This window comes from Streptomyces sp. NPDC004284 (assembly GCF_042874035.1).
GTDB lineage: Bacteria > Actinomycetota > Actinomycetes > Streptomycetales > Streptomycetaceae > Streptomyces.
On the sequence record NZ_JBIAMJ010000006.1, the window covers coordinates 400,620 to 414,193 of the forward strand.

Consider the following 13,574-nt stretch of genomic DNA (forward strand, 5'->3'; position numbering starts at 1 on the left):
GTGTCGGATCATGAGCGACATGCCTGACACCCCCGCCGTACCGCCCACTTCGCAGCCGGCGCCGCCCGCGCCACTGCCCGTCATCGTCAACCTCGACGACAGCGACTCGCCGGGGGACGTCCTGGACGCGCTGTTCCTCGACCGGTTCGCGACCGGGGAGCAGCCGCACGCGCACGGCACCACCCTGGACCGGGCGAAGCCCGACGCGACGCTGCTCCCGGAGGGGGCGCGGGTGCTGCGGGCCGCGAGCGACGACGACCGCAGTTCGGTGCTCGCCGAGGGCGAGGGCTGGACGATCCTCTCCTCCCGCTGGAACCGGCGTGCGGACGTGACCGTCACGGCGACCGACCCGGAGCTGGCGAAGCGGATCCTCGCCGAGGCCACGGACGGGGCGAAGGACGAGCCGGAGCCGGAACCCGACGACGTGTCGATGGGCTTCTGGTACGTGGCTCCGCAGCGCGGCCCGCGCCGGATGACCCGCCGGATCAGCGCCGGGACCTGGGACGAGGTGCGGCCCAACTACTCGGCGCCGGTGGCCGACGCGATGGACCGGCTGATGAAGGTGACCCCGGAGGACATCACCGGCCGGCTCCTGCTGCTGCACGGCCCGCCCGGCACGGGCAAGACCTCGGCGGTGCGGACGCTGGCCCGGGCGTGGCAGGACTGGTGCCAGGTGGACTGCGTGCTCGACCCGGAGCGGCTCTTCAACGACATCGGCTATCTGATGGACATCGCCATCGGCGAGGACGACGGCACGTCGAAGGAGCGCTGGCGGCTGCTGCTCCTGGAGGACTGCGACGAACTGATCCGCGGTGGCGCCAAGCACACCGCGGGGCAGGCCCTGTCACGGCTCCTCAATCTGACGGACGGACTCCTCGGCCAGGGGCGCAACGTCCTCGTCGGGGTCACCACCAACGAGGACCTGGAGCGGCTCCATCCGGCGGTGGTCCGGCCGGGCCGCTGCCTGGCCCGCATCGAGGTCGGGCCGCTGAGCCGGGCCGAGGCGGTGGAGTGGCTCGGCCGCGAGGAGGACGTGCCGCGCGAGGGCGCGACGCTGGCGGAGCTGTTCGCCCTGCGCCGCGGCACGCCCTCCACGGACCTCCCGGAACCCCGCACGGCGGGGGCGGGCCTGTACCTCTAGACCTGTACCTCTAGACCTGTACCTCCAGGCCTGTCTTCCAGGTTTGTCCTCTGGGCCTGTCCTCCAAGGCCGTGTCTCCAGGACCGTGCGGCCCCGTCAGTCGTCGTACGCCGCCCGCAGGGCCTCGTTCAGCGCCGCCTCCGCGGCCTCGCGGCTGAGGCCGAGACGACGGGCCTCCTCGGCGTACTGGGCGGCGGCGGTGGCGGCCCGGCGGGTCGCCGCGTCGCCGGCGGCGGCGACGAAGGTGCCGTGGCGTCCGCGCGTCTCGATGACCCCGTCCGCCTCCAGGGCCTTGTACGCCTTGGCGACCGTGTTCGCGGCGAGGCCCAGCTGCTCCGCGAGCCCCCGTACCGTCGGCAGCTTGTATCCGACCGGCAGTCTGCCCGACCGGGCCCGCTCCGAGATCTGGGCTCGCAGTTGTTCGTAGGGAGCGGTGGTGGATCCGTGGTCCACGGCGATGGTGAGTGTCACCCCGCCGATTCTGCCCCCACGCCACCGGAAAATGGGAGGCGGCGGTGCGTCCCGCGCCCGTAGCGTGCCACCACATGACTGCGATCGTCCGTGATGTACGGCCCGAGGACGCCGAGGGTTTCGCCCGGGTCCGCCGGGCAGCACTGCCGTTCATGCTCGCGACCGCCGAGCAGGTCGCGTACGACTGGGCGCACGCCCATCCCGACAGCCACGCCCGTCCGCTGGTCGCCGTGACCGGGGACGGCACGATCATCGGGACGGCGCAGCTGAGGATCGCCCATGACGCCCCGGAGCCCGGAATCGGCTCCGTCAACGTGTACGTGGACCCCGCGCACCTGGGGCGGGGAGCCGGGACGCTGCTGCTTCGCGCCGCCGAGGAGCACGTGGAGGAGCGGGGCGCGCGGACGCTGTACAGCTGGGTGCTGGACACGCCGGAGGACCGGGCCTGGGCCGGGCGGCGGGGCTACTCCCCCAGCCGCTCCGCCCACTTCCTGCGGCTCGACCTCGCGCGGGCCGCACTGCCGCCGCTCCAGGACCCGCCGGCCGGTGTCGAGCTGCGCACGGCCGAGGACTTCGCGGCCGATCCCCGGCCGCTGTTCGAGCTGGACGCGGTGACGACGGCGGACGAGCCGGGCGACGTGGGCACCGAGCTGGACGACTACGCGCACTGGCGGGAGACGACCTGGGAGCATCCGCTGCTCGACCGGGCGCTGACGACGGTCGCGGTGGTGGACGGGGTGCCGGCGGCGTTCACCGCGGCGCAGACGGACGGTCTGGGGCGGTACTGCTCCGGGATGACCGGCACCGCGCCGGCGTACCGGGGCCGGGGGCTCGCGAAGCTGGCCAAGACCGCCTCCCTGCACCGGGCGAGGGCCGCGGGCTGCGTGGAGGCGTTCACGAGCAACGACGCCGGCAACGGACCGATGCTGGCGATCAACACATGGTTCGGTTACGAGATCGGCGCGACGGAGGTACGGCATGTCCGGACGATCGGTTGAGATCACCCTGACGAAGGCGGGGCGGACGAAGATCCGCTACCCGGCGGAGGTGCTCACGGAGGAGGGCGCCCGGCTGTCGGTGCGCGCCCCGTGGGCGGCCGAGGGGGTGCGGGACTTCGGCTTCGTGCGGTTCGAGCCGGGTGACGTGTTCGTGGAGCACTACTGGCGCGACCGCTGGTTCACGGTCAAGGAGGTGTGGTCGGCCGACGGCGCCCTGAAGGGCTGGTACTGCGACATCACCCGGCCGGCCGTGATCGACGGCTCCGGGGTGGTGGTCGAGGACCTGGACCTGGACCTGTGGGTGTCGGCGGACGGCAGCGAGGTGCTGCGGCTCGACGAGGACGAGTTCGCGGCGAGCGGCCTCGCCGCCTCCGACCCGGAGGCGGCGGCCCGTGCCGTGGTGGCCCTCGACGAGCTGGAGCTGCTCGGCCGGGAGGGCCTGATCGGCCTGCTGGCCTAGCGCAGTTCGACGTCCGCCTGCTCCTCGGCGAGGGAGCCCGGCAGGGGCAGGCCCGACGCGCCGGCCGTGAGCTGCACGAGGGTGGCCTCGACGCGGGCGGCGCCCGGGCGGTAGGCGGGTTCCTTCACGACGGCGCTGTTGGACCAGGTGTGGAGGTGTCCGTCGCAGACGGCGCGGGTGCCGCCGATGCCGGTGGAGCGGCTGTCCTGCTTGAGGGTGGAGCTGACGAAGACGGGTCCTTCGCTGTCGTCGAGGCAGCGGTACGTGCCGGAGACGGTGACCGTGCTGTCGGCGGCGACGGTGCCGTACGCGTCGACGGTGAGGCCGTCGACCCCTTCCGCGTGGGCGAGAGGGGCCACGGCGGCGGTGAGCAGGGCGGCTGCGGCGAGGACGAGTCGGACGCGCATGGGTGGGGGTCCCTTCGGGGGTGGGGGGAAGGTGCTGCCCGCCAGGGATACCGGATCCGGCCGCCGACTGTCCGAATCTCACCCCATCGACGGCGAGTTGGAGGCCGGTACGCATACCGTCGTACGGGTCGTACGGGTCGTACGGGTCGTACGGGTCGTACGGGTCGTACGGTCAGTGCGGGGCGCGCCGGGCGGTCACCTTCCTCACCAGCGGCCAGGCGAGGAGCAGCAGGACGACCGTGTAGACGGTGACCGAGAACGGGGTGTTCACCAGGCCGGTCAGTGAGCCGTCGCTGATCTGGAGGGCGCGGCGCAGCTGCTGTTCGGCGGCCGGGCCGAGGATGACGCCGATGACGGCCGGCAGCACCGGAAGGCCGTAGCGCCGCATCCCGAGGCCGATCAGCCCGATGACGAGCAGCACGATCAGGTCGAGTGCCTCGCCGCCCACCGCGTACGCGCCGACGGCGGCGAAGAAGAGGATGCCGGCGTACAGGTACGGGCGCGGGATGCGCAGCAGCTTGGCCCAGACGGGGGCGAGCGGCAGGTTGAGCGCGAGCAGCAGCAGCATGCCGACGAACAGCGAGGCGATCAGGCCCCAGACCAGTTCCGGTTCCCGCTCGAAGAGCAGCGGGCCGGGCTGGATCCCGTACTGCTGGAACGCGGCCAGCATCACGGCGGCGACGGCGGTCGTGGGCAGCCCGAGGGTCAGCATGGAGACGAGCGTGCCGGCGGCGGAGGCCGAGGCCGCGGACTCGGGGCCGGCGACGCCCTCGATGGCGCCCCTGCCGAACTGGTCCTTGTGCTTCGAGAGCCGCTTCTCCGTGACGTACGAGAGGAAGGTCGGGATCTCCGCGCCGCCGGCCGGGATCGCGCCGAACGGGAAGCCGATGAGGGGACCGCGCAGCCAGGACTTCCAGGTCCGCCGCACGTCGTCCCTGCCGAGCCAGGGACGGCCGACGGGGATGGCCTCGCCCGCCGCCCGGCGCAGGTGCGCGGCGACCCACAGGGCCTCGCCGATCGCGAAGAGGCCGACCGCGACGATGACGACGTCGATGCCGTCGGCGAGCTGGAGCGAGCCGAAGGTGAGGCGCTGCTGCCCGGTCATCTGGTCGAGGCCGACCAGGCCGATGGTGAGGCCGATGAGCAGCGAGGCGAGGCCGCGGATGCGGGAGGAGCCGAGGACGGAGGTCACCGCGATGAAGGCGAGGACCATGAGGGCGAGGTAGTCGGGGGCGCCGATGTCGACGGCGAGCGCGGCGACGGTCGGGGCGAGGACGACGAGCAGGGTCGTGCCGATCATGCCGCCGGCGAAGTGGCCGATGGCGGCGGCCGCGAGGGCCTGTGCGCCGCGCCCGCCCTTGGCCATCGGGTTGCCCTCGATGGCGGCGACGACGGCCGCGCTCTCGCCGGGGGTGTTGAGGAGGATCGAGGTGGTGGAGCCGCCGAACATGGCGCCGTAGTAGATGCCGGCGAACATGATGAACGCGCCGGTCGGTTCGAGGCCGTAGGTCACCGGGAGCAGCAGGGCGACGGCCATGGCGGGGCCGATGCCGGGCAGGACGCCGATGGCGGTGCCGAGGAGCACGCCGACGGCGGCCCACAGCAGGTTCATCGGGGTGAGGGCGGTCCCGAAGCCGTCGATGAGGGAGTTCAGGGAATCCATGGGTCAGATCACTCCCATCAGCGGGCCGCCGGGCAGCGGGACGCCGAGCAGCTTGTCGAAGACGGCGTAGGTGAGGAGCGAGAGGACTGCCGCGATCAGCGGGTCGCGGTGGAGGTGGCGGCTGCCGAGGGCGTAGGCGGCGCCCCAGAAGAGGAGGGCGCCGGCGACCGGGAAGCCGAGGGGGCCGATGAGGACGGCGAAGGCGAGGAACACGCCGGCGAGGAGCAGGACGGTGCGCCAGTCGGCGGGTTCGGTCAGGTCGACGTCCTCGCCGCCCTCGGCCTCGCCCCGGCCGCCGCGCAGGACGTCGACGGTGAGGAGGACGGCGACGACGAGGAGGCCGCAGCCGACGACGAGGGGGACGGTGGCGGGGCCGACGGGGCCGCGTCCGGCGACGTCGGCGTCGAGGCCGAGGGCGTCGGCGAGGACGAGGACGCCGAGGAGGAACAGGAGGGTGCCGACGCCGAGTTCGGACCGCCCGCGCAACAGGGTCTTCACAGTCCCAGCTCCTTGAGGACGGAGCCGACCCGCCGGTCCTGCTCGGCGAGGAAGGTGCCGAAGTCGGCGCCGGGCAGGAAGGCGTCGTTCCAGCCGTGGGTCTTGAGCGACTCGCGCCACTGCGGGGAGCCGTGCAGCCCGGTCACGAGGGTGACGAGCTTGTCGCGCTCGGCGTCGGAGAGGCCGGGCGGGGCGACGATGCCGCGCCAGTTGGTGAACTCGGTGTCGAGGCCGGCCTCGCGGAGCGTGGGGGCGTCGAGGCCGGGGACCCGCTTCGGTCCGGTGACGGCGAGGAGGCGCAGCTCCCCCGCCTTGATCTGGTCGAGGTACTCGCCGACGCCGGAGACGCCGAAGCCGACCTTGTTCCCGAGGATGGAGGCGAGGAGTTCGCCGCCGCCGTCGAAGGGCACGTAGTTGACGTCCTTCGGCGCGATCCCTGCGGCCTGCGCCATGAGCATCGGGGCGAGGTGGTCGGGGCCGCCGGGCGAGGAGCCGCCGCCGACGGGCAGCTTGCCGGGGTCCTTCTTCCAGGCCGCGAGCAGCTCCTGGACCGTCCTGTACGGGGAGTCCTTGCCGACCACGACGATGTCCTGCTCCTCGGTGAGCCGGGCGATCGGGGTGGTGTCGGCGAGGGTCCTGGGCGTCTTGTTGGTGTGGACGGCGCCGACGACGCCGAGGCCCATGGACATGGCGAGGCGGCCGTTGCCGCGTTCGCCGACGAGCCGGGTGAGGCCGACGGTGCCGCCCGCGCCGGGCAGGTTGAAGACCTCGACGTCGCCGGTGAGGCCGGCTTCCTCGGCGTTCTTCGCCGCGGTGCGGGCGGTGATGTCGTAGCCGCCGCCGGGGGTGTTGGGGACCATGAGGCGCAGGCCGGGTATCGCGGTGCCGGTGTCGGAGCCGGTGCCCGCGGTGAGCAGCGGTGGGCCCACGAGCACCAGGAGGGCCGCCCCGAGGAGGGCGAAGGGGGTGCGCAACCGCACGTGTGCCGCCTCTCAGACAGGAGGGTTGGGGATGTGAGGTGGCCCACATGTTGCCCTCGTGCGATGAAGCTGTCTCCCTTCCGCAATCAACGGACGTTGTGGTCCTTGTGGTCGGGACCTAGCGTGGGTCGGCGTGACGAAGGTGCTGGTCGTGGACGACGACTTCATGGTCGCCAAGCTGCACTCCCGCTATGTCGCGGCGGTGCCGGGCTTCACCGTGGCCGGGGTCGCGCACAGCGGTGCCGAGGCGCTCCGCGCGGCCGAACGGCTCCGCCCCGACCTGGTGCTCCTCGACGTCTTCCTGCCCGACATGGACGGGGTCCGGGTGCTGCGGGAGCTGCGCGCGGCCGGTCTGGGCATGGACGCGCTCTTCATCACGGCGGCGCGGGACGTGAACACGATCCGCTCGGCACTGCGCGCCGGGGCCCTGCACTACCTGATCAAACCGTTCACCCAGGCCGCCCTGCACGAGCAGCTCCGCCACGTCGCCTCCCTCCGCTCCCGCCTCGCCGAACTCGACGAGGCCCGCCAGGAGGACGTCGACCAGATCTTCGGCACCCGCCCCCGCGGCTCCCGCGAACTCCCCAAGGGCCTCGCCCCCCACACCGCCGACCTCGTCGACTCCGTCCTCCGCGCCCACCCCGAGGGCCTCTCCGCCACCGAATGCGCCGAAGCCGGCTCCCTCTCCCGCGTCAGCGCCCGCCGCTACCTGGAGTACTTCGCGGAGACGGGCCGCGCGGAGGTCACCCTCCGGTACGGCGGGACGGGCCGACCGGAGCGGCGCTACCGGCGCCTGGGCTAGCCGTTCCTCAGCCGCCTCTTACCTGCGCCTTAACGCCTCCCTAAGGACCGCCGTCCGCCCTTCTTCCGCGGCTAGTTTGCTCGGCAACCCCCCACATCACCCTCGTGAAGGAGTTGTCCCCCCATGACCTCTCGCCGCACGGGCACGGCCACGGCCGCCGTCACCGCCGCCCTGGTCCTGTCCGGTCTCGCCGCCGCGCCCGGTGCCTTCGCGCACGGGTCGATGACCGATCCTGTGAGCCGGGTCGCGGCCTGTTACGCGGAGGGGCCCGAGGCGCCGAGGTCGGAGGCGTGCAAGGCGGCTGTGGCGGCGAGCGGGGCGCAGGCGTTCTACGACTGGAACGCGGTGAACATCGCGAACGCGGCGGGGCAGCACAGGCGGTTGATCCCGGACGGCAAGCTGTGCAGCGCGGGCAACGACAAGTACCGGGGGCTCGATCTGGCGCGGGCCGACTGGCCGGCGAGCCGTATGGCGTCCGGGTCGCACACCTTCCGGTACAAGGGGACCGCCCCGCACAAGGGCTCGTTCGCGCTGTACGTGACGAAGGACGGGTACGACCCGTCGAAGCCGCTGAAGTGGTCGGACCTGGAGGAGCGGCCGTTCGTGACGGTGACCGACCCGGGGATGCAGAACGGCGACTACGTGTTCCGGGGGACGGTGCCGAAGAAGTCGGGGCGCCATCTCATCTACTCGATCTGGCAGCGCTCCGACTCCCCCGAGGCGTTCTACACCTGCTCGGACGTGGTCTTCGGGCAGGACAGCGGCGGTACGGCCCCGGCGACGAAGGCCCCCGCCCCGACCGCGCCCGCCCCGACCGCCTCCGCGCCCACCGAGGAGCAGATCGCGGACGGCGCGGACAAGTCCACGGTCCAGCACGGCGGTCACGGCGGGCACGGGTCGACGCCCACCGCTCCGGCCTCTCCCCCCGCACCCGCTCCCGCCGCCGGTTCGGGTTCCGGGGTGGAGCTGGCGGAGACGGGCGGCGACGCCACCACCCCGTATCTGGCGGTCGGTGGCGCCGCCGTGCTCGCGCTCGGTGCGGCGGTGCTCTTCGGGACGGGCCGGCGGCGCCGGACCCGCGGCTAGCCGATCACCGAGAGGCAGGTGGTCGGCGTCGCGCGGGCCGGGTCGAGGGCGTTGGCGACCTCGTGGAAGGTGACCCGGTCCACCGTGCCGATGGCCACGTGCTCGGACAGGTCCAGCGCGCACTTGTCCTGGATGAGGACGTTGGTGACGTTCGGGCCGGTCAGGAACTGGGAGCGGTACGGGGTGACGACCTCGTCGTACTGGCTCGCGATGACGTGGTAGCGGACCCCGGGGACGGTGTCGCCGCCCTCGTTGAGCTTGGTGATGAAGGCCGAGCCGGCGATCTGGTCGGCGAGGCCCGGGGTCGTGGAGCTGATGGCGTCCTCGGCGCCGGGGAAGTACGGCAGGAGCTTGGTGAGGCCGAGCAGGGTGGTGCCGTGGTTGTCGGGGGCGATGCCGACGAGCGTGTTCACCTTCTCGGCCCCGCCGAGGAACTTGAGGTACCAGCGGGGCATCATGCCGCCCTGCGAGTGCCCGACGAGGTCGACCTCGGGGGCGCCGGTGGCGGCGAGGACCCGGTCGACGTAGGTGGAGAGCTGCCCGGCGGACGCGGCGATGGGGCCGAGCCCGTTGAAGAGGGGCACGCCCGGCAGCTGGCCGTAGTCGAGCGAGAAGACGCAGTAGCCCCGGTCGACCAGGTAGGGGGCGAGGGCGAGCCAGTTGTCGACGGAGTTCCCGAAGGTGCCGTGGACGAGGACGACGGGGCGCGGGTGCGTGGCGGACGGCCGGCAGGAGAAGTCGTTCCAGCCACGGCTGGGGGCGGTATCGGCCTGGGCGGCGACGGTGGGGGCGAGGGTGGCGGCGGCGGTGAGGAGCAGGACGGACAGCGCTCTGACCGCGCGCTTCCAGGACTTCGGGGGCAGCATCGGGCGATCTCCTTGCGGCTCAAGGGGAAGGTGGGGGTGCTGTGCCCTGCGGTCCGGACCACAAGTGGGGGATGCTCTCCAGCCAAGCTACGCACGGGTAGCCTGGCTGGGAAGTTACGCGTCGGTAAAAAGTGATGCGTCGTCACGCGGGGCGGCCGGGACACGAGTGCGCCTCGAGATTCCCGGACCGTCCGCGCGATGACCCGTTCGGCCCCGTCCCGCCTGCGGGAACATCCGCCGCCCCCGAGCCTGGGGGGCATGAGTCTCGTCGATGAACTGAAAAGCGCCGTCACCCCCCGGGCCGCCCTGCTCGTGGTCGGCGTCTTCGCCCTCCAGCTCCTGTTCATCGCCTCGTACGTCGGGGCCCTGCACCATCCGACGCCGAAGGACGTGCCCTTCGGCGTCGTCGCCCCGCAGCAGGTCTCCGCACAGCTCGTCGGGCAGCTGGAGAAGCTCCCCGGCTCGCCGGTCGACCCCCGGACGGTCGCCGACGCGGCCGCGGCGCGGGACCAGATCGTCAACCGGGAGATCGACGGCGCCCTGATCGTCGACGTCACCGGCCGCACCGACACCCTGCTCGTCGCCTCCGGCGGCGGCGCCGCGCTCTCCACCGCCCTGGAGAAGATCTTCACCACGGTGGAGGGCGCCCAGGGGCGCGCCGTGCGGACGGTCGACGTGGCCCCCGCCTCACCGGGGGACTTCAACGCGCTCTCGTCCTTCTACCTGGTCGTCGGCTGGTGCGTCGGCGGCTACATCTGCGCCGCGATCCTGGCGATCAGCGCCGGCTCCCGGCCCGCGAACCCGGAGCGCGCGATCATCCGCCTCGGGGCGCTGGCGCTCTACTCGATCCTCGGCGGTCTCGGCGGCGCGATCATCGTCGGCCCGATCCTCGGAGCCCTGCCCGGCAGCATCGCCGCCCTGTGGGGTCTGGGCGCCCTGGTGGTCTTCTCCGTCGGCGCCGCCACCCTCGCCCTCCAGTCCGTCTTCGGGATCGTCGGCATCGGCCTCGCGATCCTGCTGATCGTCATCATGGGCAACCCGAGCGCGGGCGGCGCGTACCCGGCGCCGATGCTGCCGCCGTTCTGGCGGGCGATCGGCCCGTACCTGCCGCCGGGCGCGGGCACCTGGGCGGCGCGCTCGATCGCGTACTTCAAGGGCAACGACATGACCGCCTCGATGCTGGTCCTCTCGGCCTGGGCGGTCGTCGGCGCCGCGGTCACGCTGGTGATGTCCTCGCTGAAGCGGAAGCCGAAGGCGGAGCCGATCGCCGGGGAGGTGGGCGAGGTACGGGCCTAGGCCCCGTGAGGAAGGCCCCCGCGACGGCGGGGGCCTTCTCCGTGCCCGGGTCCACGCGCCGTAGTACGCCCGGGTCATCAGCTCCTTCATCTCGTCGATCATCCGGCTTGGTCTTCTCGGCGGCGGTGACGACGTACGCGCCGAGCCGCTCGAACTCGGCGATGCCCTCCTCGGCGACGTTCCCGGCGCCGACGCCGAGGGCGGGCTTGCCGCACGAGTAGACGGCCTGAGCATCGCGTTCCCGCCGGTGGCGAGGATGGTGGAGACGCCCTCGTGGTGCATGAGGAGGCCGGTGGCCTCCATGGAGGGCTCCTCGATCCACTGCACGCACCCGGCCGGCGCACCGGCGGCGACGGCGGCGACGGCGGCGTCGCGGACGATCCGGGCGGCCTCGGCCGAGCACTTCTGCGCGGAGGGATGGAAGGCGAAGACGATCGGGTTGCGGGTCTTCAGGGCGATCAGCGCCTTGAAGACGGTCGTCGAGGTGGGGTTGGTGACGGGGGTCATCGCACAGATCACGCCGACGGGCTCGGCGGTCTCGGTGACGCCGTTCAGCTCGTCGCGGCGGATCACCCCGGCCGTCCGCAGACCGGCCATCGAGTGCGTGACGTGCTCGCAGGCGAAGAGGTTCTTCACGGCCTTGTCCTCGAAGAGACCGCGGCCGGTCTCCTCGACGGCGAGCCTCGCCGGCTCGCCGTGCGCTCCCAGCGCGGCGAGCGAGGCCTTCTTGACGATGTGGTCGACCTGCTCCTGGTCGAGGGTCTCGAACCGCTCCAGCGCCCCGAGGGCCCTTCCGGCGAGACCGTCCACCATCTGCGTCGCGTCCCTCGCAGGTCTCCTTCGCGAGTCCCTTGTCCCTCCCCTCCCGGTCGACACCCGCCGGTGGCGGGACGGGGCCGGGAAAGACCCCGGGACGAGGGCCGAAGGTCCTGAGGGGAGCGGTCCCTCCGGCCGGCCGCGAGGCCGCCGGAGGGACCGCTCGCAGGGAGGTCAGTAGACGTTGACCCCGTACGCGCTCAGTGCTTCCGTCACGGGCTGGAAGAAGGTCGTCCCACCGGTGGAGCAGTTGCCGCTGCCGCCGGAGGTGAGACCGATCGCCTTGCTGCCCGAGTAGAGCGGGCCGCCGGAGTCCCCGGGCTCGGCGCAGACGTTGGTCTGGATCAGGCCGTAGACGATCTCGCCGCCGCCGTAGTTCACGGTGGCGTTCAGACCGGTCACCGTGCCGCCGTGGATGCCGGTGGTGGAGCCGCGGCGGGTGACGGACATGCCGACGGTGGCGTTGGCGGCGCTGGTGATGTCGACGCTGCCGACCGTGCCGGACTTGGTCACCGAGGTGTTGGTGTAGCGCACGATGCCGTAGTCGTCGCCCGGGAAGCTCGACCCGGCGGTGCTCCCGAGCACGGTGCTGTGCGTGGAGTTGGACCACCAGGTCCCCGCGCCGTCGGTGCAGTGGCCGGCGGTGAGGAAGTAGTAGTTCCCCGCGCTGTCCTTGACGTTGAAGCCGAGCGAGCAGCGCCAGCTGCTCGCGTAGATGGCGTCGCCGCCGGAGATCAGCTTGTTGAACGTGCCGGGGGTGCGCTCGATGCGCAGCGCGCCCGCGTTGACCCCCGCCCGGTGCTTGATCTTCGCGATCTCGGCCGCGGAGACGGTGGAGTCGGCGGTGACGACGACCCGGCCGGTCGCGGTGTCGACGCGCCAGGCGGTGCCGGCGACGTCGGCGGCGAGGACGGCGTCGCCCGCGGCGGAGAGCTGGGTGGCGCTGAACGTCTGCGCGGAGTCGGCGTTCGCGGCGGGGACGCCGAGTGTCGCGGCGGCGGCGACGAGACCGGCGGTGAGGGCGAGCAGCCGGAACTTCTTCGTGGGGGTGGTGCGCCTGGTCCTCACTTCTTGTTCCTCCTGTGGGGGGGGGATCAGTGGGTGTCCGTGCGGGGATCACGCGGAAGGGATCACGCGGGGGGATCAGTACATGCTGACCTTGTACGCGGCGAGGGCCTCGGGCACCGGCTGGAAGAAGGTGGTGCCGCCCGTCCGGCAGTCGCCGCTGCCGCCGGAGGTGATGCCGAGCGCCTTGGTGCCGTCGTACATCGCGCCGCCCGAATCGCCGGGCTCGGCGCAGACGTTCGTCTGGATCAGGCCCTTCACGGTGCCGCCGCTGGAGTAGTGGACGGTGGCGTTGAGGCCGGTGACCGTGCCGCCGTGGGTGCCGGTGGTGGAGCCGGTGCGCTTGACGGACTCGCCCACGTAGGCGTCGGCGGCGGTGAAGCCGCCGGTGTGGGAGAGCGAGGCGTTGTCGTAGCGGACGAGGGCGTAGTCGTTGCCCGGGAAGCTGGAGTTGACGGTGGCGCCGATCAGGGTCGACTGCGCGGAGTTGGTGTACCAGGTCTTCGCGACGTTGCCGCAGTGGCCGGCGGTCAGGAAGTAGTACGTGGAGCCGCTGACCACGTTGAAGCCGAGCGAACAGCGGTAGCCGCCGCCGTAGATGGCGTCTCCGGCGCCGAGCAGGGGCTTGAGGACACCGGGGGTGCGCTGGACGCGGAGGGCTCCGGCGTCGGCGCCGGCCGCCTTCTGGATCTTCGCGAGGCCGGCGTCGGTGACGGTGGAGTCGGCGGTGACGACGACCCGGCCCGACGCCTGGTCGACGTACCAGGCGGTGCCGCCGACCCCGGCGGCCTCGACGGCGGCGTCGGCGCGGGCGAGCTGGGCGGCTCCGGCGGGGCCGGGCGCGGGGGCGGCCTGGGCGCCGGGGAGTCCGAGGGCGGTCGCGGCGGCGAGACCGGCGGCGACGGCGAGCAGACGGGTGCGGGTGTTCCTCACTGTGCTCCTCCTTCTGGGAAAAAGCGGAAGGCCCGTGGATCGCGGGCCCGTGAGGCGCCATCAGGTGACGTGTTCCTGACATGCACCGCCAG

Annotated in this window: 14 protein-coding genes and 1 pseudogene; 6 read left to right on the forward strand and 9 right to left on the reverse strand. The window is 72.7% G+C overall.

The genetic code is table 11. The annotated features are described in order from the left end of the window. Positions 1-19 precede the first annotated feature (19 nt). Entirely contained in the window at positions 20-1,141 is a 1,122-nt protein-coding gene (locus ACFYUS_RS18875) for a DUF5925 domain-containing protein (RefSeq protein WP_388852769.1), read from the forward strand. Between the two features lie 96 nt (positions 1,142-1,237). Here the strand turns inward: ACFYUS_RS18875 and ACFYUS_RS18880 are convergent, their stop codons facing one another. Further along, positions 1,238-1,612: a GntR family transcriptional regulator gene (locus tag ACFYUS_RS18880; protein ID WP_329855750.1), complete on the reverse strand. Its 375-nt coding sequence runs from the start codon at positions 1,610-1,612 to the stop codon at positions 1,238-1,240. Positions 1,613-1,686: 74 nt separating this feature from the next. Here ACFYUS_RS18880 and ACFYUS_RS18885 point away from each other — a divergent pair, with 74 nt between their 5' ends. Next, positions 1,687-2,610, forward strand: a complete 924-nt coding sequence (locus ACFYUS_RS18885) for a GNAT family N-acetyltransferase (RefSeq protein ID WP_388852772.1) — start codon at positions 1,687-1,689, stop codon at positions 2,608-2,610. Continuing rightward, positions 2,591-3,070, forward strand: a complete 480-nt coding sequence (locus ACFYUS_RS18890) for a DUF402 domain-containing protein (protein ID WP_388852775.1) — start codon at positions 2,591-2,593, stop codon at positions 3,068-3,070. The genes ACFYUS_RS18885 and ACFYUS_RS18890 overlap by 20 nt, the downstream gene beginning before the upstream one ends. Here the strand turns inward: ACFYUS_RS18890 and ACFYUS_RS18895 are convergent. The 4 genes from ACFYUS_RS18895 to ACFYUS_RS18910 form a co-directional block, all read right to left on the reverse strand. Further along, the gene (locus ACFYUS_RS18895; protein WP_388852778.1) at positions 3,067-3,477 is read right to left on the reverse strand and encodes a DUF6299 family protein; all 411 of its coding nucleotides are present in this window, start codon (positions 3,475-3,477) and stop codon (positions 3,067-3,069) included. The genes ACFYUS_RS18890 and ACFYUS_RS18895 overlap by 4 nt on opposite strands. A gap of 172 nt (positions 3,478-3,649) precedes the next feature. Continuing rightward, complete coding sequence (locus ACFYUS_RS18900) at positions 3,650-5,140, reverse strand: tripartite tricarboxylate transporter permease (RefSeq protein ID WP_388852781.1); 1,491 nt, start codon at positions 5,138-5,140, stop codon at positions 3,650-3,652. 3 nt (positions 5,141-5,143) lie between these two features. Then, positions 5,144-5,638: a tripartite tricarboxylate transporter TctB family protein gene (locus ACFYUS_RS18905; RefSeq protein ID WP_388852784.1), complete on the reverse strand. Its 495-nt coding sequence runs from the start codon at positions 5,636-5,638 to the stop codon at positions 5,144-5,146. Then, positions 5,635-6,618, reverse strand: coding sequence for a Bug family tripartite tricarboxylate transporter substrate binding protein (locus tag ACFYUS_RS18910; protein ID WP_388852787.1), 984 nt, complete (start codon positions 6,616-6,618; stop codon positions 5,635-5,637). The genes ACFYUS_RS18905 and ACFYUS_RS18910 overlap by 4 nt, the downstream gene beginning before the upstream one ends. 133 nt (positions 6,619-6,751) lie before the next feature. On the opposite strand from ACFYUS_RS18910, the gene ACFYUS_RS18915 reads away from it, so the two are divergent. Beyond that, positions 6,752-7,420: a response regulator gene (locus tag ACFYUS_RS18915; protein WP_388852790.1), complete on the forward strand. Its 669-nt coding sequence runs from the start codon at positions 6,752-6,754 to the stop codon at positions 7,418-7,420. Positions 7,421-7,543: 123 nt separating this feature from the next. Beyond that, a complete protein-coding gene (locus ACFYUS_RS18920) occupies positions 7,544-8,506 on the forward strand; it encodes a lytic polysaccharide monooxygenase (RefSeq protein ID WP_388852793.1) in 963 nt (320 codons plus the stop codon). Here ACFYUS_RS18920 and ACFYUS_RS18925 read toward each other — a convergent pair. Next, entirely contained in the window at positions 8,503-9,372 is an 870-nt protein-coding gene (locus ACFYUS_RS18925; RefSeq protein ID WP_388852796.1) for an esterase/lipase family protein, read from the reverse strand. The two genes, ACFYUS_RS18920 and ACFYUS_RS18925, sit on opposite strands and share 4 nt — an antisense overlap. A 258-nt stretch (positions 9,373-9,630) precedes the next feature. Here ACFYUS_RS18925 and ACFYUS_RS18930 point away from each other — a divergent pair, with 258 nt between their 5' ends. Further along, a complete protein-coding gene (locus ACFYUS_RS18930) occupies positions 9,631-10,668 on the forward strand; it encodes a DUF3533 domain-containing protein (protein ID WP_388852799.1) in 1,038 nt (345 codons plus the stop codon). Between the two features lie 175 nt (positions 10,669-10,843). Here ACFYUS_RS18930 and ACFYUS_RS18935 read toward each other — a convergent pair. The 3 genes and pseudogenes from ACFYUS_RS18935 to ACFYUS_RS18945 all read right to left on the reverse strand — a co-directional run. Next, positions 10,844-11,481: pseudogene (locus ACFYUS_RS18935) on the reverse strand (aldehyde dehydrogenase family protein); the annotation flags it as partial. Between the two features lie 177 nt (positions 11,482-11,658). Beyond that, positions 11,659-12,552, reverse strand: coding sequence for a S1 family peptidase (locus ACFYUS_RS18940; protein ID WP_388852801.1), 894 nt, complete (start codon positions 12,550-12,552; stop codon positions 11,659-11,661). Between the two features lie 75 nt (positions 12,553-12,627). After that, positions 12,628-13,482 (reverse strand): S1 family peptidase, encoded by an 855-nt coding sequence (locus tag ACFYUS_RS18945; protein ID WP_388852804.1) that lies wholly within the window; start codon positions 13,480-13,482, stop codon positions 12,628-12,630. Positions 13,483-13,574 lie beyond the last annotated feature (92 nt).

Excerpts from the sequence above, each read along its gene's own strand:
- ACFYUS_RS18875 (WP_388852769.1), top strand. The coding sequence starts at position 20 with ATGCCTGACACCCCCGCCGTACCGCCCACTTCGCAGCCGGCGCCGCCC.
- ACFYUS_RS18885 (WP_388852772.1), top strand. The coding sequence starts at position 1,687 with ATGACTGCGATCGTCCGTGATGTACGGCCCGAGGACGCCGAGGGTTTC.
- ACFYUS_RS18890 (WP_388852775.1), top strand. The coding sequence starts at position 2,591 with ATGTCCGGACGATCGGTTGAGATCACCCTGACGAAGGCGGGGCGGACG.
- ACFYUS_RS18895 (WP_388852778.1), bottom strand. The coding sequence starts at position 3,477 with ATGCGCGTCCGACTCGTCCTCGCCGCAGCCGCCCTGCTCACCGCCGCC.
- ACFYUS_RS18900 (WP_388852781.1), bottom strand. The coding sequence starts at position 5,140 with ATGGATTCCCTGAACTCCCTCATCGACGGCTTCGGGACCGCCCTCACC.
- ACFYUS_RS18920 (WP_388852793.1), top strand. The coding sequence starts at position 7,544 with ATGACCTCTCGCCGCACGGGCACGGCCACGGCCGCCGTCACCGCCGCC.
- ACFYUS_RS18925 (WP_388852796.1), bottom strand. The coding sequence starts at position 9,372 with ATGCTGCCCCCGAAGTCCTGGAAGCGCGCGGTCAGAGCGCTGTCCGTC.
- ACFYUS_RS18930 (WP_388852799.1), top strand. The coding sequence starts at position 9,631 with ATGAGTCTCGTCGATGAACTGAAAAGCGCCGTCACCCCCCGGGCCGCC.